Annotated in this window: 16 protein-coding genes; 7 read left to right on the top strand and 9 right to left on the bottom strand. The window is 69.8% G+C overall.

All coding sequences use genetic code 11. The annotated features are described in order from the left end of the window. Positions 1 to 116: 116 nt before the first annotated feature. Both ACQYVW_RS13990 and ACQYVW_RS13985 read left to right on the top strand, forming a co-directional pair. Positions 117 to 476: a VOC family protein gene (locus tag ACQYVW_RS13990; protein WP_434936663.1), complete on the top strand. Its 360-nt coding sequence runs from the start codon at positions 117 to 119 to the stop codon at positions 474 to 476. Between the two features lie 83 nt (positions 477 to 559). Further along, positions 560 to 949: a hypothetical protein gene (locus ACQYVW_RS13985; RefSeq protein WP_434936665.1), complete on the top strand. Its 390-nt coding sequence runs from the start codon at positions 560 to 562 to the stop codon at positions 947 to 949. A gap of 34 nt (positions 950 to 983) precedes the next feature. On the opposite strand, the gene ACQYVW_RS13980 is transcribed toward ACQYVW_RS13985, so the two are convergent. The 3 genes from ACQYVW_RS13980 to ACQYVW_RS13970 all read right to left on the bottom strand — a co-directional run bounded on the left by ACQYVW_RS13980 (position 984) and on the right by ACQYVW_RS13970 (position 7,664). Beyond that, entirely contained in the window at positions 984 to 1,472 is a 489-nt protein-coding gene (locus ACQYVW_RS13980) for an NUDIX hydrolase (protein ID WP_434936667.1), read from the bottom strand. A 533-nt stretch (positions 1,473 to 2,005) separates the two neighbouring features. Further along, positions 2,006 to 5,326 carry a hybrid sensor histidine kinase/response regulator gene (locus ACQYVW_RS13975; protein WP_434947410.1) on the bottom strand — a complete coding sequence of 1,107 codons (3,321 nt, stop codon included), beginning with the start codon at positions 5,324 to 5,326 and terminating at the stop codon, positions 2,006 to 2,008. 133 nt (positions 5,327 to 5,459) lie between these two features. Next, positions 5,460 to 7,664: a TonB-dependent receptor gene (locus tag ACQYVW_RS13970; RefSeq protein ID WP_434933498.1), complete on the bottom strand. Its 2,205-nt coding sequence runs from the start codon at positions 7,662 to 7,664 to the stop codon at positions 5,460 to 5,462. A gap of 173 nt (positions 7,665 to 7,837) precedes the next feature. On the opposite strand from ACQYVW_RS13970, the gene ACQYVW_RS13965 reads away from it, so the two are divergent. The 4 genes from ACQYVW_RS13965 to ACQYVW_RS13950 all read left to right on the top strand — a co-directional run bounded on the left by ACQYVW_RS13965 (position 7,838) and on the right by ACQYVW_RS13950 (position 14,799). Then, positions 7,838 to 9,241 (top strand): GntP family permease, encoded by a 1,404-nt coding sequence (locus ACQYVW_RS13965; protein WP_434947409.1) that lies wholly within the window; start codon positions 7,838 to 7,840, stop codon positions 9,239 to 9,241. A 196-nt stretch (positions 9,242 to 9,437) separates the two neighbouring features. Next, complete coding sequence (gene asnB / locus ACQYVW_RS13960) at positions 9,438 to 11,420, top strand: asparagine synthase (glutamine-hydrolyzing) (protein WP_434947408.1); 1,983 nt, start codon at positions 9,438 to 9,440, stop codon at positions 11,418 to 11,420. Between the two features lie 45 nt (positions 11,421 to 11,465). Next, on the top strand, positions 11,466 to 13,244 hold the full coding sequence (locus ACQYVW_RS13955) for a DUF1800 domain-containing protein (protein ID WP_434947407.1): 1,779 nt from the start codon (positions 11,466 to 11,468) through the stop codon (positions 13,242 to 13,244). A 10-nt stretch (positions 13,245 to 13,254) separates the two neighbouring features. Continuing rightward, a complete protein-coding gene (locus tag ACQYVW_RS13950) occupies positions 13,255 to 14,799 on the top strand; it encodes a DUF1501 domain-containing protein (RefSeq protein ID WP_434947406.1) in 1,545 nt (514 codons plus the stop codon). A 589-nt stretch (positions 14,800 to 15,388) separates the two neighbouring features. On the opposite strand, the gene pnp is transcribed toward ACQYVW_RS13950, so the two are convergent. Both pnp and rpsO read right to left on the bottom strand, forming a co-directional pair. Continuing rightward, the gene (gene pnp / locus ACQYVW_RS13945; protein ID WP_434933493.1) at positions 15,389 to 17,497 is read right to left on the bottom strand and encodes a polyribonucleotide nucleotidyltransferase; all 2,109 of its coding nucleotides are present in this window, start codon (positions 17,495 to 17,497) and stop codon (positions 15,389 to 15,391) included. Positions 17,498 to 17,622: 125 nt separating this feature from the next. After that, positions 17,623 to 17,883, bottom strand: coding sequence for a 30S ribosomal protein S15 (gene rpsO, locus ACQYVW_RS13940; protein WP_434933492.1), 261 nt, complete (start codon positions 17,881 to 17,883; stop codon positions 17,623 to 17,625). Between rpsO and ACQYVW_RS13935 the strand changes: the two genes are divergently transcribed. Continuing rightward, positions 17,876 to 18,046 (top strand): hypothetical protein, encoded by a 171-nt coding sequence (locus tag ACQYVW_RS13935; RefSeq protein ID WP_434933491.1) that lies wholly within the window; start codon positions 17,876 to 17,878, stop codon positions 18,044 to 18,046. The two genes, rpsO and ACQYVW_RS13935, sit on opposite strands and share 8 nt — an antisense overlap. 25 nt (positions 18,047 to 18,071) lie before the next feature. On the opposite strand, the gene truB is transcribed toward ACQYVW_RS13935, so the two are convergent. From truB to nusA, 4 genes are all read right to left on the bottom strand, one after another. Further along, complete coding sequence (gene truB / locus ACQYVW_RS13930) at positions 18,072 to 19,040, bottom strand: tRNA pseudouridine(55) synthase TruB (RefSeq protein ID WP_434947405.1); 969 nt, start codon at positions 19,038 to 19,040, stop codon at positions 18,072 to 18,074. 347 nt (positions 19,041 to 19,387) lie between these two features. After that, on the bottom strand, positions 19,388 to 19,726 hold the full coding sequence (rbfA, locus tag ACQYVW_RS13925; protein WP_434933489.1) for a 30S ribosome-binding factor RbfA: 339 nt from the start codon (positions 19,724 to 19,726) through the stop codon (positions 19,388 to 19,390). Positions 19,727 to 19,831: 105 nt separating this feature from the next. Continuing rightward, the gene (gene infB / locus ACQYVW_RS13920) at positions 19,832 to 22,426 is read right to left on the bottom strand and encodes a translation initiation factor IF-2 (RefSeq protein WP_434947404.1); all 2,595 of its coding nucleotides are present in this window, start codon (positions 22,424 to 22,426) and stop codon (positions 19,832 to 19,834) included. A gap of 95 nt (positions 22,427 to 22,521) precedes the next feature. Further along, complete coding sequence (nusA, locus tag ACQYVW_RS13915; protein ID WP_434933487.1) at positions 22,522 to 24,033, bottom strand: transcription termination factor NusA; 1,512 nt, start codon at positions 24,031 to 24,033, stop codon at positions 22,522 to 22,524. Positions 24,034 to 24,093: the final 60 nt, after the last annotated feature.

Genomic DNA, 24,093 nt, shown 5'->3' with positions numbered 1-24,093 from the left:
ATCGCCGCCGTCGCGCCGGCGGCGAAGGCTCCGATGCGCTGTGGCATCATCGCCGGCGCCGCACCAGGAGCGGCGCATCGCGCCATCCCCGGCGCGATCGGGGGCGGGAGATCGCGATGTCGCAGCACGAGAAAATCAACTACGTCGAACTGCCATCGCGCGACCTCGCGGCGACCAGGCGCTTCTTCCAGCAGGCCTTCGGCTGGACCTTCGTCGACTATGGCCCCGATTACACGGCGTTCTCCGGCGAAGGCCTGGACGGGGGCTTCTTTGCTTCCAGCCTGGCTGCGCGCACCGACAGCGGCAGTGCGCTGATCGTGTTCTACAGCGAGGCGCTCGAGGACACGCTGGCCAAGGTCGTGGCCGCGGGTGGCGAGGTGGTGAAGCCGATCTTCGCCTTTCCCGGCGGCCGCCGCTTCCACTTCGTCGAACCCGGCGGCAGCGAGTTCGCGGTCTGGGCCGAGCCCGAAGCTTGACCGGTCCGCCGCGGCGCGCCCGGCGCGGCCCACAGCCGGCCGCCCGCGCTGTCGACAGGCCGGAGGCAGGGATCGCGAGCGCCGTGATCGCCTTGCTGCTGCTGGCCGTCGCGACAGTCGCGCTGCTGACCCTGTTTTCGGGCGCGAGCTGGCTGTCCGGGACGCTGCCCAGCGCGCTGCCCGCAGGCAATCTCGTGGCTGCGATCGCGCTGTGCGCGCCTGCGGGCGCGTCCCTGCTCCTGGCTAGGCGCGGCACCGTGTTGCGGCGCGTGACCGCAGGCCTGCTATCGGCGTCGCTGGCCTGGCTTCCGCTCTCGCTGCTGCTCGCCGGCAATCCGCAGTTCAACTTCAGCGGCACGCGCGGCACGCTGTGGCTGGTGTTCACCGTGTCGCTGGCCGCCAGTACGGCCGGCGCCCTGGTCTGGGCATTCGCGTCGACGCTGGCGCGGCGATGGCACAGGGGCGCGGCATAAGCGCCCATCGCCGGCCGCTGTCGCCGCGCGGCGGCTAGATCCTGGAAAAACTCCAGGACACCATGCGCCCTTCGCGGTACGGCATCACCCCGTGGAAGGCACGCGGGTCCTCGTCGAACACCAGCGGCAGGAAGCGCCGGTCGCCCTCCCACAGCGGCAGCTCCAGGATGCGCTCGATCTCCACCCACTCCAGGCTGCCTTCCGGGTTGGACGTGAAGGGTTCGCCCGAATAGCGGGTAATCACGAACAGGAAGCCGAGCCAGTCCTCGCCATGCTTGCCGAAGCCGGGCCAGCTGATCGTCCCGCGCAGGTGCAACTCCTCGCACTCGATGCCCGCTTCCTCGCGGATCTCGCGGCGCATGCCGGCCACCACATCCTCGTCGGCCTCGAGCTTGCCGCCCAGGCCGTTGTACTTGCCCAGATGCTGGTCGCCCGGACGCGCGTTGCGGTGGACCATCAGCACCCGCCGGCGGTCGGGCGACAGGACGTAGCCGAGCGTGGCGGCGATCGGGGTGTAGGGCATGCGTGCGGTCCGTGCGGCGGCGTGGGCCGCGCATGGTAGCGGCGCACGGCGCGGCGGGTCGACCCGCCATCCGGCGGCGACGCCGGCCACGTCTAGTTCGGGGGTGCTCGGCCGGCGAAGAACCCAGGTCGCCTGCCCTCTCCGATCGCCCAGCGATGCAGCGAGCTGGGCGGGCGGGTTGGCTGCAGCCTTCGGTGCGCGTGCAAGCCGGATCCCGCAGCGCCGGATCCAGCGCCAGAGGCGGCAGCCGCGTGCCAACCCACCCCGCGCCAGCGCGGTGGACACCTTGCGTTCGAACTCGTTGGCGTGCGCAGCCCAGGCTTGGGCGATCTCGCGGCCCGGCAGGTCGCGCGACTGCCGCTCGGAGCAATCGCATGCAGCGAGCGTAGTCGCGGCGGGCCGCGCGAGGGCCGCCCAGCCGAGGCCGCGATGTGCAATACGGGCCATCGCCCACGGGCGCAAGGCGCCTAGCAGCCGGTGTGGTACACGCGCCTCGGCCTACGCACACTGCGCGCGGCGAGCGGCGCGACGGATCAGGACTGGCGCATCGTGCGCAGGCGATCCAGGGTCGATTTCAACGCCAGCGGCCGCACCGGCTTCTGCAGCAGGGACAGGCCGTACTCCAGCGCGCTGCGGCGCACCTCGCCACTGTCGTCGGCGCTGAGGACCAGGGTGGGACGCGGGCCGAAGCGTCCCGCCAGGCGACTGTGCACGGCAATGCCGGTATCCCCGTCGTCGAGGTGGTAGTCGAACAGCCACAGCGCGGCCGGGCGCGCCTGCATCAGCGCCTCGGCGCCGGCCCCGTCGGAGGCGGCGTCCACCGTGCAGCCCCAGCCTTCCAGCAGCGCACGCAGCGACGACAGCGCCACGGGGTCGTTGTCCACGATCAGGATGCGTGTACCCGCCAGTCCGGCGCGGGTCCCGGCTGGGTCGGCGCGCGGCACCGGCACCGCGCGTGGGAGGCGCAGCGAGAACACCGTGCCGGCGCCGCTGCGGCTGCGCAGCCCAAGCGGTGCCTCCATCAGGCGCGCGATGCGATCGGCGATCGCCAGGCCCAGCCCCAGGCCCTGTCCGGGCACGCCCTCGCCACGGCGGAACTCCTCGAAGATCAGCTGCTGCTGCGCCGGCTCGATGCCTGGCCCGGTGTCGTGCACCTCGATGCGCAGGCCGTCGCCGTCGCGGCGCAGGCCCAGCAGCACGCCGCCCGCCTGCGTGTAGCGCACCGCGTTGGCCAGGAAGTTCTGCAGCACCCGCCGCAGCAGCTGCGGATCGCCGTGCACCCAGGCCGCGCTCGCGACGTAGCGGAAGGCCAGCCCATCGGCCTCGGCCAGCGCGCGGAACTCGGACGCCAGCGGGTCGAGCACCTCGGATAGCGGAAACGCGCGCGGTTGCGGCACCAGGCCGCCGGCTTCCAGCCGCGACATGTCGAACAGGCCGGTGAGCAGGCCGGCGGTCGAGTCGAGCGCGCCCTGCACCTGGCGCAATGCGACGCGGCGCCCGGCATCGAGCTGCTGCGCCAGCGACTCGGTGAACAGCTGCGCGGCATGCAGCGGCTGCAGCAGGTCGTGGCCGACGGCGGCGAGGAAGCGGCTCTTGGCATCGTTGGCGCGCTCGGCCTCGCGCCGGGCCAGGTCGAGGCTGGCGGTGCGCTCGGCCACGCGCTGTTCCAGGGTTTCGTTGGCGCGCTTGAGTCCGGCCTCGGCCACGCGGAACGCGGTGACGTCGGTGAAGGTGGCCACGAAGCCGCCGTTGGGCATCGGGTTGCCGCGGATCTCCACCGCGGCGCCGTCGGGGAAGCGCCGTTCGGCGACATAGGGCGTGCCCGCGCGCATGTGCGCCAGGCGCCGTTCGACCTCGCGCCCGACGTCCACCGGCCCGAGCAGGCCGCTGGCGAGGTTGTGCCGCACCAGGCGTTCCACCGGCACGCCCACCCGCAGCATCTGCGGCGGATAGTCGAAGCGTTCGGCGTAGCGGCGGTTCCAGGCGACCAGGCGCAGCTCGCTGTCGACCACGCTGATGCCCTGGCTCATGTTCTCCAGCGCCGCTTCCAGCACGCGCTGGTTGAAGCGCAGGTCCTGCGAGGCCTCGCCGACGATGGCCGCGACCGTGTCCAGGTCCGGACCGGCTTCGCGTCGCGCGGCATCGAGCAGCAGCCGCGCCGAGGCGCTGCCGAGCACCGCGGCCAGTTCGCGTTCCAGTCCCGACTCGATGGCGGCCGGCACGGGGCCGCTCGGCGGCGCGCCGCGCAGCAGCTCGTCCACCCGCTGCGCGGGCAGGAAGCGGCGGCCGGCGTTGCGCAGGGTCTGCCGGTCCGACCCGCGCGCCTCGCTGCGGTGCGGTGCGCTGCCGATCCCCGCCAGCAGCGCCGTGGTGGCGGTGCCGACGAACAGGCTGACGCCCACCGCCCTGCCCAGCCGGCTCCAGCCGGTGAGGCCGAACAGCGATTCGGGCGCCAGCCAGGCCAGGCCGAGCGGCCCGTGCTGCACGAACGCATCGCCGGGCGCCACCATCGGCGGCAGCATCACCCAGGCCCAGGCCGCGAAACCGGCCGCGACGCCGGCCACGGCCGCGCGCGCGGGCGTCTGCGGGCGCCAGACCGCGAACGCGAGCGCCGGGGTCAGCGTCGCCAGCGCCGAGAACGAGACCGCGCCCACGTCCGCCAGCGCCTCGTTCCCGCCCACCATCCGCGCATAGGCCCAGCCCAGCAGCATGATCACCACGATGCCGCTGCGCCGCAGCAGCAGCAGCCCGCCGCGATGGTCGTCCGCCTGCCCGCGCGACCAGGCGCCGCGCAGCAGGCCCGGCGCGAACCAGTGGTTGCCGATCATCAGGCTGAGCGTCAGCGTGGCGACGATGACCATGCCCGTGGCCGCGCTCAGCCCGCCGAGGAAGACCAGCAGCGCGATGCCGTCGTTGCCTGCGACCAGCGGCAGCGCCAGCGCATACATGTCCGACGGCACGCTGTCGCCCAGCAACTGCGCACCGGCGCGCGCCAGCGGCAGTGCCGGGATCGCGATCAGCAGCAGGTACAGCGGGAACAGCCAGCGCGCGGTGCGGACATGGCGGTCGTCGCGGCATTCCACCACGCCGACGTGGAACTGGTGCGGCATGACGAACATCGCCAGCGCGCCGAGCAGTACCAGCGGCACGAACCCGCCCGCCGCCGGCGGCGACGGCAACGGCGCGGCCTCCATGCGCAGGCCGTCGAGGCCCAGCCAGACGAAGGCGCCCAGCGCCAGCATCGCCAGCAGCTTGAACACTGATTCGAAGGCGATCGCCAGCACCAGCCCGCGGTTGTGCTCGATGGCGCTGGCCCGGCGCGTGCCGAACAGCATCGCGAACAGCGCCATCGCCAGCGCCACGTACAGCGCGCCGTCGCGCCAGGGCGCAGGCGCGCCCGCCGCGGCGTCGACGCCGCCGGTGAGCGTGGCGAAACTCTGGGTGATCGCCTGCAGCTGCAGGGCGATGTAGGGAATCACGCCCAGCGCCGCGACCAGGGTGACGGTGGCGGCCAGCCAGGGATCCTTGCCGAGCCGGGTGGCGATCAGGTCCGCCAGCGAGGTGGCGTTGGTCTCGCGCGCCAGCCGCACCAGCCGGATCAGGAAGAACACCGCCAGCGCGTAGAAGGCGATCGCGCCGACGAAGGTCGGCGGCAGCGGCCAGCCGTAGCGCCCCGCCTGGGTGACGGTGCCGTAGAACGTCCACGAGGTACAGTGAACCGCCAGCGACAGCGCATAGACATGCTTCCAGTGCCGCGCCAGCACGCCGGTGTGGCGCTCGGCGTAGACCGCGGTGCCGAACAGCACCGCCAGCCACAGCAGCGCCGCGACCACCACTACGCCGATGCTCAGCATCGCGTCCGCATCCGCAAGCCCACCATCATCGCCCTGCCCTCACCGCGCGCGAGCATAACGCGAAGGGCCGCGGATGCATCCGCGGCCCCGGGCGATGGGCGGCGCCTCACGCCGCCCGCGCCGGCGGATCGGCTCAGAAGTCGTAGCGGGCAGTGAGGCTGTACTGGCGCGGCGGACCATAGAAACCGGTCAGCACGCCCAGGCCGGCGCTGACCAGGTTGTAGCCGGTGGTGCGGTATTCCTCGTCGGCCAGGTTGGTGCCCTGCAGCGAGAACGACCAGGCATCGCTGGCGCGCCAGATCACGCCGGCGTTGATCAGGCCGTAGCCCTCCTGCTTGATCGCGGGGCTGAGGTCGGTGGTCGGCCACACCTCAGACTGGTAGGAATAGCCCACCCGCGCCGACAGATTGCCGCCATTGGCCAGGTCGGTGCGGTACTCCAGGTTGATCGCGCCGGAGAACTCCGGCGCATTGGTGAAGTACTGGGTATCGGCGATGTTGACCCCGCCGCTGATGAACTCGTCGTACTTGGCGTCCAGCCAGGCCAGGTTGCCGCTGACCAGCCAGTGCTGGGTGGGCATGAACTGGTACTCGGCCTCCACGCCGGTCACCGTACCCTTGCCGGCGTTGGTGAAGTCGCCGAAGAAGCCGCCGCCCGGCAGCGCGGTGAACACCGACAGCTGGATGTCCTCGTAGATGTTGTGGAAGGCGGCGAGGTTGAGGAACAGGCGCTGGTCCAGCAGGCCCATCTTGGTGCCGATCTCGAAGCTGTCCACGCTCTCGTCGTCGAACGGCTCGCCCGAGCGCGGCACCGCCGTGGTATTGGCGCGGATGTTGTAGCCGCCGGACTTGAAGCCGCGCGAGGCCGAGCCGTAGATCATGATCTCGGGGGTCAGCTGGAAATCCAGCGCCACCTTGGGCGAGACGTTCTTGAAGTTGACCGTCTTGTCGAAGTTGGCCGCCACCACGCCGTTGGGCACGGTGAAGCTGGCATCGGTGTAGCCGATGTTGTAGGCGACCGCGTGCTTGTCCTCGTCGGTGTAGCGCGCGCCGATGTCCAGCTTCAGCCGGTCGGTGAGGTCGTGGGTCCAGTCGGCGTACAGGGCGATCGCATTGGTGTTGACCTGGCCCTGGGTGTCGCCGAAAGACAGGTTGAAGAAGTTGTTGAGCACCTGTCCGCCGGCATCGCCGTTGAAGTGGTACAGGCCCACCACACCGCGGCCGCGGCCGCCGGCGTCGTAGTTGGCCTGCAGCTCGTTGCTCACCTGCTGGTCGCTGTAGAACGCCTTCACGTCGGCGATCTTTTCCGGCAGGGCGTCGAAGTCGATGTTGGTCTCGGTGTCGGACTCGCGCTTGGCGATCACGTACTTGAGCGCCCAGTCCTCGCTCGGCCGCCAGTTGACCGTGGCCGAGGCACCCTTCATCTCGGTGTCGTTGACGTTGGGCATGCCGCTGCGGATGTCGTAGCGGCTGTCCATCGGCGCGCCACCGGTCACCGGCACCAGCAGGTTGTTGTTGGGCGCCAGCATCTTCGCGCCGCGCACGCCGGACTGGTCGTCGACCCAGTCGAACGCGAACTGCACGTCGAAGTCCTCGTGCGAGTACGCGCCCAGCTGCATGCGCAGGGCGTTGATCTCCTTGTCGCTGACCTCCTGCCCGTTGAGCAGGTTGCTGCCGTAGCCGTCGCGGTTCATGCTGGCCACCGCCACGCGGCCGCGCAGGCCGCTGTCCTGGCCGCCGATCGCGCCGCCGATCGCCGCCTTGGCGTCGAGCTGGTTGTAGTTGCCGACCGTGATCGAGCCGAAGCCCGTGGTCTCGGTGGGCAGGCCGCGCGAGATGTACTTGATCGCGCCGCCGATGGTGTTCTTGCCGTACAGCGTGCCCTGCGGGCCGCGCAGCACCTCGATGCGCTCGACGTCGAACACGTCCAGCAGCGCGCCCTGCGGGCGGGCGATGTAGACATCGTCCAGGTAGATGCCCACGCCCGGGTCCACGCCCCACAGCGGGTCGGCCTGGCCGACGCCACGGATGTAGGCGGTGACCGTGCTGGTGGATCCGCGGGCGGCGTAGATGGTCAGGTTGGGCACCTGCGCGTCGAGATCGCCGATGTCCTTGACGTTGAGCTTGTCGATGGTATCGGCGGTGAACGCGGTGACCGCGACCGGCACGTCCTGCAGGGTCTCCTCGCGCTTGCGCGCGGTGACCCGGACCACATCCAGCGTGGTGGCGGACGTCCCGGGCGCCGGCGCGGGGCCGGCTTCCTGCGCGAAGGCGCCGGGCGCGGACAGCCCGAGGGCGACGGCCAGGCTCAGGGTGCTGGTACTCAGGTTGCGCTTCATCGTTGGTCCCCCTCCCAGGGCTGCAAGGCTGGCGGCCGCAGGGCCGCATGCGACAGAGGTTAGGGACGCGGCGGTGGCGGCGGCATCGTACCTTCGGACAATGGGCCGGCACCGCGCGGCTTGCGGACACTGGCGGCCGGTTTTATGCGGCGCCGAGCGCCGAAGGCTTGCACATGGACTTCCTGATCGTGCTGGGCGCGCTGTGCTTCCTGATGCTGGTGGCCTATCGCGGCTACAGCGTCATCCTGTTCGCACCGATCGCGGCCATGGGCGCGGTGCTGCTCAGCGATCCCTCGCTGGTCGCGCCGATGTTCACCGGACTGTTCATGGACAGGATGGTGGGCTTCCTGAAGCTGTATTTCCCGGTGTTCCTGCTGGGCGCGGTGTTCGGCAAGCTGATCGAGATCTCGGGCTTCTCGCGCTCGATCGTGGCCGCGACCATCCGCGTGGTCGGCGCGAAACGGGCGATGCTGGCGATCGTGCTGGTCTGCGCCCTGCTCACCTACGGCGGGGTGTCGCTGTTCGTGGTGGTGTTCGCGGTGTATCCCTTCGCCGCCGAGCTGTTCCGCCAGGGCGATATTCCCAAGCGCCTGATCCCGGGCACGATCGCGCTGGGCGCTTTTACCTTCACCATGGACGCACTGCCCGGGACGCCACAGATTCAGAACATCATTCCCACCGCGTTCTTCGGCACCAACGCCTGGGCCGCGCCGGTGCTGGGCACGCTGGGCGGCGTGTTCATCCTGATCGTCGGCATGCTCTACCTGGAATGGCGGCGGCGTGTTGCGCAGGCCGCCGGCGAGGGCTATGGCGATCCGGCGGTGCTGCTCAACGAGCCGGCGCCGTTCACCGGCGAACGCCTGGCCCATCCGCTGGTCTCGCTGCTGCCGCTGCTGCTGGTGGGGCTGAGCAACCTGCTGTTTACCCGCTGGGTCCCGGCCCTGTACGGCGCCAGCCATGCCTTCGTGCCGGCGGTGGTGGGCGATCCGGCGCCGGTGGTGCAGGAAGTGCCGAAGGTCGCTGCGATCTGGGCGGTGCAGGGCGCGCTGCTGGTCGGCATCGCCACCATCCTGGTGTTCGCCTGGAAGCCGGTGTTCGCCAGCTTCGCCGAGGGCACCAAGTCGGCCATCGGCGGCGCGCTGCTGGCGTCGATGAACACGGCCTCGGAGTACGGCTTCGGCGCGGTGATCGCCGCGCTTCCGGGCTTCCTGGTGGTCGCCAACGTGCTGGGCGCGATCGCCGACCCGCTGGTCAACGAGGCCATCACCGTGACCGCCCTGGCCGGCATCACCGGCTCGGCCTCCGGCGGGATGAGCATCGCACTGGCGGCGATGGCCGAGACCTTCATCGCCAATGCCAATGCCGCCGGGATTCCGATGGAAGTGTTGCACCGCGTGGCCTCGATGGCCTCCGGCGGCATGGACACCCTGCCCCACAACGGCGCGGTGATCACCCTGCTGGCGGTGACCGGCCTCACCCATCGCCAGTCCTACAAGGACATCTTCGCCATCACCCTGATCAAGACGGCGGCGGTGTTCGTGATCATCGCCCTGTTCTACGCGACCGGGTTGGTCTAGCGTCGCGGCAGCGAGGCCGACGTCGCGCCCGGCCTTCCGCAGGGGCCTTGGCCGGTGAGGTCCCCGCATCCCGTTTGAAGGAGGGCGATCGGTCACGCCCGCGGGCGTGTCGACCGACAGGGGCAGGCACCGGGCAGCGGCCGCGCGGCCACGTCGTGACCCCGCCGCATCGCCCTTCCCTTGCCGAGAATCGCCCGTGTGTGGAATCGCCGGAATCGTGCGCCTGGACGGCGCGCCCGTCAGCGCCGACAGCGTCGCCGTCCTGACCGACCTGATCGCGCATCGCGGGCCTGACGATGCCGGCGTACATGTCGATGGCCACGTCGGCCTGGGCCACCGCCGCCTGAGCATCGTCGACCTCTCGCCCGCCGGCCACCAGCCGATGCCCAGCAGCGACGGCTCGCTGTGGATCGTCTTCAACGGCGAGATCTACAACCACGAGGCGCTGCGGCTGGAACTGCAGGCGCTGGGCCACGGCTTCCGCTCCACCACCGATACCGAGGTCATCCTCGCCGCCTACCGGCAGTGGGGCGAGGCTTGCGTGCAGCGCTTCGAAGGCATGTGGGCCTTCGCGATCTGGGAGCCGGCGCGGCAGCGGCTGTTCTGTTCGCGCGACCGGCTCGGGATCAAACCGTTCTACTACGCGCTCACCCCGGCGGGCTTCGCGTTCGCGTCCGAGATCAAGGCGGTGCTGGCCAGCGGCCTGGTGCCGGTGCGGCCCAACCACGAGGCCTTGCGCCTGCAGTTGCTGTACCGCGTACGCGCCAGCAACGAGACCACCTGTTTCGAGGGCGTGCTGCAGCTGCCGCCCGCGCACAACGCCGTGCTCGAAGGCGGCCGCTGGCGTCGTGCGCGCTACTGGAACGCGGAAGACGCGCTGGCTTCGCGCGGCGCGGGCGGCGATCACGCCGCGCGCTTCCGCGAGGAAATCTCGCGCGCCGTGCACTCGCACCTGCGCAGCGACGTGCCCGTGGGCGCCTGCCTCAGCGGGGGCCTGGACTCGGGCACGCTGGTGGCCCTGGCCGCGCGCGAAACCGCCTCGCCGCTGCGCACGTTCTCGGTCACCTACCCCGGCACCGTCCACGACGAGTCGCGCTACATCCATGCGCTGCGGGGCAAGATCGGCAACCTCCACGGCACCGATACCTCGCCCGACGGGCGCGACCTGATCGACGTGCTCGAGCGCTCGACCTGGCACTACGAGGAGCCCGTCTGGGGCGGCAGCGCGTACTCCTGGTGGCAGGTGATGAAGTCGGTCAACGCCGGCGGCATCAAGGTGGTGCTCAACGGCCAGGGCGCGGACGAGCTGCTGGCAGGCTACCCGCGCTACTACCCGACCTACCTGCGCCAGCTGCTGCTGTCCGGCCGCGCGGGCGCGCTGCGCCACAACTTCGAGGGCTTCCGCGCGCAGCAGGGCGATCTGTCCCGGCTTGGCCTGTGGCGCGAGCTGGCCACGCCGTTCTGGCCGGACTGGCTGCGCCGGGCGGCGCGCGTCGCCGGGCGCGGCAGCGCCTTCGACGACAGCTTCCTGTCGCCCGAGCTGCGCGCCCTGTCCTCGCCCGCCGCCGAGGCGCTGGCGCGACGCGCGTTTTCCAATCTCGACACGCATCTGCTGAGCGACCTCACCGTCACCCGCCTGCCGGAACTGCTGCAGGCCGAGGACCGCTTCAGCATGGCCTTCTCGATCGAGAGCCGGGTGCCGTTCCTGGACCGCGCCTTCGTCGAATACGGCATCGCCCTGCCCGCGGCGCAGAAGATCGACAACGGGGTGACCAAGGTGGTGCTGCGCGAGGCGATGCGCGGCATCGTGCCGGACGAAACCCTGGACCGCCGCGACAAGCAGGGTTATCCCACGCCGGCCAACGACTGGCTGCGCAGTGTCGGCGTCGACTACGCGGGCGACCTGATCAGCTCGCGCGCCTTCCGCGAGCGCGGCGTGTTCGACGCAGCGGCTTCGAGCCGCGCGTTCGAGCGCTGGCGCAGGGGCCAGGGCGCCCTGCCCGGCCTGTGGACCTGGCTGTCGGCCGAGAACTGGTATCGCCAGTACGTCGACACCCCGGCGTCGGACTGGGGCCGGCACGCCCCCGCCGTCGGCCCGGGCGTTGGGCGCGGCCCGGCCGCGAAGGCCGCATCGGCCCCGGATCGGACTGTGGCAGCAATCACATCCGCGGCCGAATAAAAACGCGGATACTCTCCCGCGCAGGGGAATCCACAAGGACATCGTATGCACCCGGGCCTCTCCCAGGCGGAGCGCGCCGCGCTGGAGCGCGCGCATCGCCAGCGTTACCGCCTCGCGCGGGCGCCGCGCTACCAGCGCCACCCGGAGCAAGCGCCCCCTGCAACCGCCGCGACCGGCCCGGCACCCGGCATGGAGAAGTCCTCCCGGGGACGGCTGCTGACCCTGCCCACGCCGCCCTACGCCGTACGCGTGCTCAACCACATGAGCTACGGCGCCACGCCCGAATCGATCGCCGAGTTCAACGCCCTCGGCAGCAGCGACGTCGCCCGCCTGACCGCGTGGGTCGACCGCCAGCTCAACCCCGCCGCCATCGACGATGGCGCGGTCGCCACCCGGCTGGCCAATGCCGGCTACACCACCCTGGGCAAGAGCCTCGCGCAGCAGTGGAGCGAGCATGTCCGTGCCGACGTGGAGTACGGCGTGCGCATGCGGCCGGGCTGGGAGGTGCAGCGCGAGGCGCTGGTGCGGGCGGTGTTCTCCAGGCGGCAGCTGTTCGAGGTCGCCACCGCGTTCTGGCACGACCACTTCAACGTGATGGTCGGCGACTACGATTGCGCGCCGGTGTACGGTCATTACGACCGCGAGGTGATCCGCGCCAACGCCTTCGGCAACTTCCGCACCATGCTCGAGGCCGTGGCGCGCAGCACGGCGATGATGATCTACCTCGACAACAAGTCGAACCGCCGCTCGGGCCCCAACGAGAACTTCGCGCGCGAACTGCTGGAGCTGCACACCTTCGGCGCGGAAAACTACCTGGGCTTCATGGATCCGTTCGCGGTGCCGCCCTGCCCCGAGGACCCGGCCTACCCGATCGGCTACACCGACATCGATGTCTACGAGACCGCCGCCGCGTTCACCGGCTGGACGATCAACAACAACCACTGGGAATTCACCCACGCCAACCGCGACGACGGCGGGTTCTACTATCACGCCGACTGGCACGACTCGGGGCCGAAGTTCGTGCTGGGCCGCTTCATCTACCCGGAGCGCCCCGCTCTGCAGGACGGCCGCGACATCCTCGACCGCATCGCCAGCCACCCGCGGGTCGCGAAGTTCATCTGTCGCAAGCTGGCGCGGCGGTTCGTGGCCGACGACCCGCCGCAGGAGCTGGTCGACAGCGCCGCGGCCGTGTTCCGCGCGCACTGGCAGGCGCCCGACCAGATCAAGCGCACCCTGCGCCACATCCTGCTCTCCGACGCCGCCCAGTACGCCTGGGGCCGCAAGACCCGGCGCCCCTTCGAAGCGGTGGCCGCGACCCTGCGCGTGCTGGGCTGCCAGTGGACCTATCGCTTCGACGAGAACCGCAGCAACGACCTGAACTGGCGCCTGGGATTCACCGGTCACCAGCCCTACGACTGGGCGGCGCCCAATGGTTATCCGGACGTCGCCACCGCCTGGTCCGGTGCCAGCAGCCTGGGCATGACCTGGAAGCTGCAGAACTGGCTGACCGAAGCCAACAACGTCGCCGGCGACGGCAAGCTGCTGCCGCTGCTCGAGCTCACCCGCGCCGGGGTGCCGCCCGCGCAGTGGACCGCCAACCGGCTGGTGGGGTTCTGGTGCCAGCGCGTGCTGGGCTACCAGCCCGGGGCCCAGCGCCTCGAGGTGCTGCGCCGGTTCATGGCGCAGAACGGCAACCCGGCCAGCTACGTGATCGAAGACACCAACAGCTGGGCGCAGGGCGACCTCAAGCGCCACTACAACCACGAACGGCTGCGCAGCATGGTGTCGCTGATCCTGATGTCGCCCGAATTCCTGAGCCGCTGAGGACGAGACCATGACCATCGAACTCGATCGCCGCGGTTTCCTGAAAGGCTGCTGCGCCACGGCTGCCGCCGGGGCCGCGGGGCCTGCGCTGTTTTTCGGCGGCCATGCGCAGGCCGCGGTCAACGGCTACGACACCGTCGTCCACGTCTTCCTGCGCGGCGGCATCGACGGGCTCAATCTCGTCGTGCCGGTCTCGGGCAACGACCGCGACCACTACCAGCAGGCCCGCCCGGACATCCAGGTGCCGGTCAGCGGCGAGAATGCCGCCCTGCCGCTGACCCTCGCCAACGGTTCGGCCACCGGATTCGGCCTGCATGCGGCGGCCACCGGACTGCGCGACATCTGGGTCGACGGCAAGCTCGCCATCGTGCATTGCTGCGGCATGCAGACCGTGGTCACGCGCAGCCATTTCGACGCCCAGCAATACCTGGACTTCGGCACCCCCGGCAGCAAGGGCAACGGCAGCGGCTGGATCGCCCGCGCCTGGGAAACGCATCCCGGCGCATCGCCTTCGGTGGTGATGCCTGCGCTTGCGGTCAACAGCCGCCTGCCCGCCAACCTGCTGGGCGCGACCCAGGCATTGACGATGGGCAGCCCCACCGATTTCGACCTCAATGCCGGCTCCTATGCCTGGCAACGGGTGCGCGACGGCTCGCCCTCGGGCTTCAGGGGCGTCAACGAGACGCTCGTCGACATGTGGCAGGGCAACGTCGGGATCGAACGCAGCGGCCGGGCAGCCAACGGCGCGCTGCGCACGGTCGCGCAGCAGCCCTACACCGCCACCCTGCCCACGTCGTGGCCGACCACCACCGTCTCCCGCCAGCTCTGGACCGTGGCGCAGTCGGTGCGCTTCAACCTCGGCCTGCGCTACGCGGCCGTCGATGTGGGCGGCTGGGATACGCACGAGAGCCAGGGCAACAACGGCGGCGGCTATTTCCACGGCCGCGTGGCCGAACTGTCGCAGGCGCTGGCCGCGTTCTACGGCGAACTGGCCGCCACCGGCGAGATGGCGCGGGTGACGGTCGTGGTGCAATCGGAGTTCGGCCGGCGCGTGCGCGAGAACGGCAGCGGCGGCACCGATCACGGCTACGGCAATCCGCTGCTGGTGCTGGGCGGACCGGTGAACGGGCGCCGCTTCTACGGCAGCTGGCCCGGCCTGCATCCGGAGATCCTCTCGCCCCACTTCGGCGACGTGCCGGTGACCACCGACTTCCGCCGCGTGTTCACCGAATTGCTCCGCGCGCGCATGGGGCACACACGCACCGCCGAGGTCTTTCCCGGCTACAGCGGCTACAGCGCGCTGGGAATGTTCGCGGCCGCAGGCGCCGCCGCGGCACCGGTGCCCCAGCCGGAGCGGCAGGCGCCGCAAACGGCGCTGTCCAATATCGAGACCGTGCCATCGGGGCCCTCCGTGGGCCTTGGCGAGAGCACGTCCACGGCAACGACTCCGATCCGCCATCGCCGCGGCACGGTACGGATGCCCAGCCGCATCTCGCAACCGCTGCTGAGGCTGCGGCTGCGGCTCTACCGACTGATGCAGCAGCACCGGCTGTAGGCGCGCATGGGGCGACGGGCGTCGCCCTCCGCTTTCTTGTGCGAGGACGCATGGTCTTCGTGCTCCCATGGCCAGTCGCTGTGAACGGAGCGACCCACGCGGAGCGCTGACGAAGGAGTCCGGTCGGTGCTTCGGACCGACGCCACGCCCTGTCGGCCGGGGTCGCTTGCCGATCGGTCAGGGTATCCTGCCCTGACTCGCGCGCAAAACATCCATGTTTTGCTTTCCGCGACCCCGGCCGCCAGTGCGCGGCTCCCCGCTGCCCCTGCTGCGATGTCTCGATCGGCTGCAACCCCGTAGCCACGACAGTGGCTTGACCAGGGTCGTTCCGGACCAGGGGGCTTGCGGCGGCGAGTCGGCCAGGGTTTGAGTGCGGCAGCTCGCGGCGTGGCGCGTCCGCACGAACGCCCGCGTGCTGCGCCGCGCCAGACCGCGCAGCGGGCGGACCGGGCCGGGAGCAACCCCGGCATGGGACGCCCCGGCCGCAGGCTCTGATCCAGTCGCCCACGATCCGGCCGACTTTCAGGCTGGAAAACCAAAGAAAAAGGCGGGCCGAAGCCCGCCTTTCCAGAAGCGAAGGTTGGCCGGCTTATTCGGCCGACGTGCCCTCGCCTTCCTCGATGGCCTTCATCGACAGGCGGATGCGGCCCTGCTTGTCGACTTCCAGCACCTTGACCTTCACCACGTCGCCTTCCTTGAGCACGTCGCTGACCTTCTCGACGCGATCGTTGGAGATCTGCGAGACGTGCACCAGGCCGTCCTTCCCGGGCGAGATGGTGACGAACGCGCCGAAGTCCATGATCTTGGCGACCTTGCCCTCATAGATGCGGCCGGGCTCGACATCGGAGGTGATCTGCTCGATGCGCGACTTCGCGGCCTGGCCGGCGACGGCGTTGACCGAGGCGATGGTGATCGTGCCATCGTCCTGGATGTCGATCTGGGTGCCGGTTTCCTTGGTGATCGCCTGGATCACCGAACCGCCCTTGCCGATCACTTCGCGGATCTTGTCGGGGTGGATCTTGATGGTGATCAGGCGCGGCGCGAACTCGCTGAGCTCGGCACGCGGCGCGGTCAGGGCGGCTTCCATCTCCTTGAGGATGTGCAGGCGGCCCTGCTTGGCCTGGGCCAGCGCGACCTTCATGATCTCCTCGGTGATGCCCTGGATCTTGATGTCCATCTGCAGGGCGGAGATGCCGTTCGCGGTACCGGCGACCTTGAAGTCCATGTCGCCGAGGTGGTCCTCGTCGCCGAGGATGTCGGACAGCACGACGAAGTCGTCGCCTTCCTTCACCAGGCCCATCGCAATGCCGGCCACCGGCGCCTTGATCGGCACGCCCGCGTCCATCAGCGCCAGCGACGAACCGCAGACCGAGGCCATCGACGAGGAGCCGTTGGACTCGGTGATCTCCGAGACCACGCGGATGGTGTAAGGGAACTCCTCCATCGTCGGCATGACGGCCAGCACGCCGCGCTTGGCGAGGCGGCCATGGCCGATCTCGCGGCGCTTCGGACCCATCATGCGGCCGGCTTCGCCCACCGAATAGGGGGGGAAGTTGTAATGGAACAGGAAGTGTTCCTTGTACTCACCGGCGACGGCGTCGATGATCTGGCCGTCGCGCGCGGTGCCGAGCGTCACGGCCACGATCGCCTGGGTCTCGCCACGGGTGAACAGCGCCGAGCCGTGCACGCGCGGCAGGATGCCGACCTTGGACGCGATCGGGCGCACGGTGTCGAGCGCACGACCGTCGATGCGGACCTTGGTCTTGAGGACCGACTCGCGCATCGTCTGGTATTCCTGCTCGCCGAATTCCTTCGACAGCTCGCCGGACGACCAGGCATTGGCTTCGGCCTGCGGGCTCAGCGCCTCGAGGATGGCCTTGCGCACCTTGGAGATCGCGTCGCGGCGCTCGAGCTTGTCGCGCACTTGGAAGGCGCTGGCGAGCTGCTCGCCGACCGCAGTGCGGATCGCCGAGATCAGGCCCTCGTTGGCGGCCGGCGGCTGCCAGTCCCACTTCGGCTTGCCGGCTTCGGCAACCAGTTCGTTGATCGTGGCGATCGCCACCTGCATCTGCTGGTGGCCGAACATCACCGCACCGAGCATCACGTCTTCCGACAGCTCCTTGGCTTCGGATTCGACCATCAGCACCGCGTTGGCGGTACCGGCCACGACCAGCTCGAGGTCCGAATCGACCAGCTCGCTGACGGTGGGGTTGAGCAGGTACTGGCCGGCCTTGTAGCCGACCTTGGCGGCGCCGATCGGGCCGTCGAACGGCGCGCCCGACAGCGACAGCGCGGCGGAGGCGCCGATCAGGGCCAGGATGTCGCCGTCGACCTCGGGGTTCATCGACATCACGGTGGCGATGATCTGCACTTCATTGCGGAAGCCATCCGGGAACAGCGGGCGGATCGGCCGGTCGATCAGGCGCGAGATCAGCGTTTCCTTCTCGGTCTGGCGGCCTTCGCGCTTGAAGAAGCCGCCCGGGATGCGGCCACCGGCGTAGAACTTCTCCTGGTAATCGACGGTGAGCGGGAAGAAATCCTGCCCTTCACGCGCGGTCTTGTTGGCCACCGCGGTGACCAGCAGCACGGTGCCTTCGCACGAGACCATGACCGCGCCGCCAGCCTGGCGGGCGATCTCGCCGGTCTCGAGCGTGATCGTCTGGTTGCCGTACTGGAAGCTCTTGGTAACTTTTGCCACTTGGGGATGTCCTCGATGACTCTTTCGATGGACCGGCCAGGACCCCTGTCCCGGTCGGGCGGCCGCGTCCACCACGGCCAAAAAAAGAACCGCGGCGCATCGCTGCGCCGCGGCGTTGGTGTTGCTTAGCGACGCAGGCCGAGTTTCTCGATCAGGGCCTTGTAGCGCCCCACATCCTTGCGATGCAGGTAGTCGAGCAGGCTGCGGCGGCGGTTGACCATCATCAGCAGGCCGCGCCGGCTGTGGTGGTCCTTCTTGTGGGTCTTGAAGTGTTCGGTCAGGTGCACGATGCGGGCGGTGAGCAGGGCCACCTGGACTTCCGGCGAGCCGGTGTCGTTGGTGCCGCGCGCGTGTTCCTGGATGATCTGGCTGTTGTCGATGGACATGATTGCCTCTGGTCACGAAACCCGCAGACCACGTCGCCGCATCATCGACGCCGGCGTCGTACCGCAAGGGTTCGTCATGGATGGAGGGATGGCCGTGCTGGCCGGCCCCGGACGGGATGGAATGGAGCAGTTGGAAGTGCTTGAAAAAGCCGTGGAATTGTAGACGCTGGCGAGCCCCCGGACAAGGCTCAGCGGCCGCCCCCCGCGGCGGCCTCGACCGCCCAGGTGAACAGCCGCTGCGGCCGCAGCGCCCCGTCCGCCACCTCGCCCAGGCCCAGCGCCCGCCCCCCGGGGCCGAATACGGCCACGCTGCCGGGGGGATGGAAATCCCCGTTCACCGACTGTCCGCGGCCCAGGCGACGGGCCTGGGCCTCATCCAGGTCCACCGGTGGCCACGAGGCCATGCCCCGCTCCAGCGGCAGCAGGCAGGCCAGCAGGCTGCGGTCGCCGCGCGTGGACAGGGCCTGCAGCTCGTCGAGCGTCCACATCTTCGGATCGCGGAACGGATCCACCCACAGCCGGCGCAGGTCCGCCACGTGGGCGCCGCAGCCCAGGGCCTCGCCCAGGTCCCGGACCAGGCTGCGCACATAGGTGCCCGAGCCGCACTCCACATGCAGGCGCAACTGCGGCGGCACGCCGTTCAGGTCGTCGAGCAGGTCGGCCGCGGACTCCAGCCGGAACTCGTGCACGTCGACCGGCCGCGGTTCGACCTCCACCACCTCGCCGCGCCTGGCTTTGGCGTACAGCGGCTCGCCGCCGCGCTTGAGCGCCGAGTAGATCGGGGGGCGCTGCTGGATGCGTCCGGTCAGGGCATGCAGTGCCTGGTCGATCCGCGGAATGCGCAGCGTCGGGACCGGGCGCTCGCGCAGCGGCTGGCCGTCGGCATCGTCGGTATCGGTGACCACGCCCAGCCGCGCCACGGTGTCGTAGGCCTTGCGCGCGCCCAGCAGGCCGCCGGCGATCTTGGTGGCTTCGCCGAAACACACCGGCAACAGGCCGGTGGCCAGCGGATCGAGACTACCGGTATGGCCCGCCTTCTCGGCGCGAAACAGATGGCGCACGCGCTGCAGCGCCTGGTTGGAACTCAGGCCGCGGGGCTTGTCGAGCAGCAGGATGCCGTCGAGCTTGCGGAATTTCGTGCGCGGGCGTGCGGTCATCGGATCATTGTAGGGCGCGGGGCGTGGCAGGCAGGGATCGTGACGAAACGGATGCAGGGGTCCCGGCAGGCCGAGCCGTGGCGTACGACCCTGCACGCCCCCTGTCCGGCATGCCGTTTCGACGGCGTCGAGCGGGCAGCCGGCCCCACAACGATGCGATCGCACCTGCCTCCGGCATCCACCCGTGCATCCCGAGCGCCGCGATCGGCTCCGCGTCCCGCAGCGCCCTCGCGATGCCGGGATGTCACGCGCAGGTCGTGCCGCTTCCTATGCGAAAGGAGGGCGCGCGGGGCGGTGCCATGGAGAACTGGATGAGCCCCGGCGACGACGCGCCGGAACGCCGCGGACTACAGATCGCGCAGCAACTGGTCGATGCGTTCGCCGCGATCGACCGAATCGTCGTAGTGGAAGTGCAGCTCGGGGACATGCCGCATCTTGACCGCCCGCGCCAGGCGGAAGCGGATTTCGTGCGCGACCGCCTTGAGCCCCTTGACCGCCTCGGTGGCGCGTTCGGACTGCAGCGCGGTCACGAACACCTTGGCATGCGCCATGTCGCGGGTGACCTCGACATCCGACACGCTGACCGACGGCAGGCCGTGCTCGGCCACCGCTTCGCGCACCAGCGTGCCCAGCTCCCTGCGGAGCTGCGCGGCGATGCGGTCGGTACGGGAAAACGACTTCGTCATTGCGGATTCGGGATTCGTGATTCGTGATTCGGAAAGAGCGGGTCGGGAGTCGAGGCGGGTGTTCTTTCGAATCCCCAATCCCGGCTCCCGAATCCCGGCGGACCCTTACAGGGTCCGTTGCACCTCGATGCGCTCGAAGCACTCGATCTGGTCGCCCGGCTTGACGTCGTTGTAGGCCTTCACCGCGATACCGCACTCGGTGCCGTTGCGCACTTCCTCGACGTTCTCCTTGAAGCGGCGCAGCGATTCCAGCTCGCCCTCGAACACCACGGTGTTGTCGCGCAGCACGCGGATCGGGCGGTTCTTGCGGACCACGCCCTCGATGACCATCGAGCCTGCGACCGCGCCGAACTTGGAGCTGCGGAACACGTCGCGGACCTCGGCGATACCGATGATCTGCTCGCGGATCTCGACGCCCAGGATGCCGGAGGCGACCTGCTTCACCTGGTCGATCACGTCGTAGATGATCGAGAAATAGCGCAGGTCCAGGCCGCTGTTCTCGATGACCTTGCGCGCCGATGCGTCGGCACGGACGTTGAAGCCGATGATGGTGGCCTTGGCCGTGGCCGCCGCGTTGGCGTCGGACTCGGTGATGCCGCCCACGCCCGAAACGATCACGTTGATGCGGATCTGCTCGTTCGACAATGCGGTGACCGCCTGACGCAGCGCTTCCACCGAGCCCTGCACGTCGGCCTTGATGACCAGGTTGAGCTGCTGCTGCGCCTCGCCCTGGCCCATCTGGGCCATGATGTCTTCCATGCGGTTGCCGGCCTGCGCCACCAGGCGCAGTTCGCGGCGCTTGGCTTCGCGCTGCTGGGCCACGTCCTTGGCCAGGCGCTCGTCGGCGACCACGACGAAGTCGTCGCCCGCGTCCGGCACGCCGGACAGGCCGAGCACCTGCACCGGGATCGAGGGGCCGGCCGACTGCACCTGCGAGCCGGTCTCGTCGAACAGCGCCCGCACGCGGCCGAACTGCACGCCGCACACCAGGTAGTCGCCCTTCTCCAGCAGACCCTGCTGCACCAGCACGGTCGCGACCGGGCCACGTCCCTTGTCCAGCGAGGACTCGATGACCGTACCCGAAGCGCGGCCTTCGGCCACGGCGCGGAGTTCCAGCACCTCGGCCTGCAGCGAGATCGCGTCCAGCAGGTCGTCGACGCCCTGGCCGGTCTTGGCCGACAGCTCGACCATCTGCGTGTCGCCGCCGAAGTCCTCGGCGACGAGATCGTGGCCGAGCAGTTCGTTCTTGATCCGCTCCGGATCGGCGTCGGACTTGTCGACCTTGTTGATCGCCACGATCAGCGGCACCTTCGCCGCCTTCGCGTGCTGGATCGCCTCGATCGTCTGCGGCATCACGCCGTCGTCGGCCGCGACCACCAGCACCACGATGTCGGTGAGCTTGGCGCCGCGCGCGCGCATCGAACTGAACGCCGCGTGGCCCGGGGTATCGAGGAAGCTGATGACGCCCTTGCCGGTCTCAACGTGGTACGCGCCGATGTGCTGGGTGATGCCGCCGGCCTCGCCGGTGGCGATCTTGGTGCGGCGGATGTAGTCCAGCAGCGAGGTCTTGCCGTGGTCGACGTGACCCATGATGGTGACCACCGGCGGACGCTGCGAAGCCTCGCCCTGCACGCCCTCGACATGGGCCAGCAGTTCGGACTCGGCGTCGTTCGCCTCGGCGGCAACCGCCTTGTGGCCCAGCTCCTCGACCACCAGCACCGCGGTGTCGTGGTCGATGCTCTGGGTGATGGTGGCCATCACGCCCATCTTGAACAGCGCCTTGACCACGTCGCCGCCCTTGAGGGCGAGTTTCGATGCGAGGTCGGCCACGGTGATCGCTTCGCCGATCGCCACTTCGCGCACCACCGGCGCGGTCGGGCGTTCGAAGCCATGCGGACCCGCGCCGCTGCGCGACTGCTCGACATGGCGACGCGACTTCGGCTTGCCGCGGGTGCTGCTGCGACGTGCGCGCTCCGAAGCGCTCAGATGCAGCTGGCCGGCGAAGCGCGCGGTGCTGTCGTCGTCCTCGACGCCCGCCACCATCGCGTGCGAGCCGCGGTTGCCCTTGTGCTTCGGGCCCGTGCCGCGCTCGTCGCGCGCCGGCGCCGGCTTGGGATGGCCATGGCCATGGGCCGGCTTGCGCGCGGCCGCATCGGCCTCGGGCGCGGTTGCCGCCGCCTGCTCGGCCTCCTTGCGCAGCCGCTCGGCCTCGGCTTCCTGCTGGCGCTTGGCCTGCGCGGCTTCCTCGGCGCGGCGCTGGTCTTCCTCGGCCAGGCGCTGCTGCTCGGACAGGTTGCGCTGGCGCGATTCCTCGAGCTTGCGCAGGATCTCCGCCTGCTCGTCGTCGGCCGGTGCCGCGGGGACGCCCTTGGCGGTCTCGCTAGCCGGCTTGACCAGGGTGACCTTCCTGCGCACCACCACGTCGACGGTCGAGCGGTTCTTGCCGCCGCCGACCGTCAGCTCCTGCTTGCGGGTGCGGCTGAGCGTGATCTTCTTCGGCGCCACGGCCTCTTCGACCGGCTTGTCGTCCTTGCCGTGGGTGCGGCGCAGGAAGCCGAGCAGCTTGACCTTCTCGGTGCTGGTGACGACCTGGTCGGGATCGTTGAACGCCATGCCGGCTTCGGACAGCTGCTCCAGCAGCTTCTCCACCGGCGTATTGACCAGGGCGGCGAGCTTGCGGATGGTGGTTTGTTGCGACATTCGGGTCCTATGCTCTGTTTGGCGCCCCCTCGCCAGGAGCAAGGGAAGCGCGGATTCTAAGCCCTGATCGGTGCAGGGCCGCGTTCATCGCGTGATCATTCGCCGCGCTCCAGGCGTGCGATTTCCTCGGAGCGGGCGGCCAGGATCAGCGCCGCGGCGCGTTCGGCGTCCAGGCCTTCGATGCCGAACTCGAGCACTTCGTCGGCCGCCAGGTCGGACAGGTCCTCGCTGGTGCGAACGCCGTGCGAAGCCAGCGCGTAGGCGGTTTCGTCGTCCATGCCCTCCAGCGCGAGCAGGTCCTCGGCCGGCGCGTTCTCGTCGAGCTCTTCCTCTACCGCGAGCGCGTCGTTGAGCAGCGCGTCGCGGGCGCGGGCGCGCAGTTCCTCGACGATGTCCTCGTCGAAGCCCTCCACCGCCAGCAGTTCGCCGACCGGCACGTAGGCGATTTCCTCGACCGTGCCGAAGCCCTCGGACACCAGGATGCCGGCGATCTCCTCGTCGACTTCGAGCTTCTCCTGGAACAGGGCGCGCGCCGCGGCCTGCTCGGCCTCGGACTTGGCGGTCACCTGGTCCTGGGTCATCACGTTCAGCTGCCAGCCCGTGAGGCGGCTGGCCAGGCGCACGTTCTGGCCGCCCTTGCCGATCGCCTGGGCCAGCTTGTCCTCGGCCACGGCCAGGTCCATCGAGTGCTTGTCCTCGTCGACGACGATCGACTGCACCTCGGCCGGCGCCATGGCGTTGATCACGAACTGGGCCGGGTTGTCCGACCACAGCACGATGTCCACGCGCTCGCCGTTGAGCTCGTTGCTCACCGCCTGCACGCGCGAACCACGCATGCCGATGCACGCGCCGATCGGATCGGTGCGGTTGTCGTAGGCGATGACGGCGATCTTGGCGCGGTCGCCCGGATCGCGCGCGCAGGCCTTGATCTCGACCAGGCCCTGGCCGACTTCCGGCACCTCGAGCTTGAACAGCTCCATCATGAATTCGGGCGCGGCGCGGCTGATGAACAGCTGCGGGCCGCGCGGCTCGCTGCGCACGTCGAACAGGTAGCCGCGGATGCGGTCGCCGGCGCGCACGATGTCGCGCGGGATCGCCTTGTCCTTGGGAATGAAGGCTTCGGCGTTGCCGCCCAGGTCCACGTAGACGTTGCCGCGCTCCACGCGCTTGACCACGCCGGTGACCAGTTCGCCGATGCGGTCCTTCCACGCGTCGACCACCTGCTGGCGCTCGGCCTCGCGCACGCGCTGCACGATCACCTGCTTGGCGGCCTGCGCGGCGATGCGTCCGAAATCGACGTTCTCGATCTGCTCTTCGATGTAGTCGCCCACCTCGACGCCCTCGACCTCGTCGACGGCGTCCATCAGGCGGATCTGGCGATCGGGCGATTCCATCACGACGTCGTCGGCCACCACTTCCCAGCGGCGGAAGGTCTCGTAGCTGCCGTCCTTCGCGTCGATCGACACGCGGGTCAGCACGTCCTGGTCGAGGTAGCGCTTCTTCGCCGCCGTGGCCAGCGCGGCCTCGATCGCTTCCAGGATCACCGACTCGGGTACGCCTTTTTCGTTGGCGACCGCGTCCACGACCAACAACAGTTCTTTGCTCATCTATGTAAGACCTCTGAAAACCGGCTTGATCCTGTCATCACTCCGGACGCTGCGCCCGGT

Origin of the sequence: Luteimonas campi, from assembly GCF_051162505.1 — a bacterium.
Taxonomy (GTDB): domain Bacteria; phylum Pseudomonadota; class Gammaproteobacteria; order Xanthomonadales; family Xanthomonadaceae; genus Luteimonas.
Note: the sequence above shows the minus strand (reverse complement) of the source record. Positions and strands in the feature narration are given on the sequence as shown.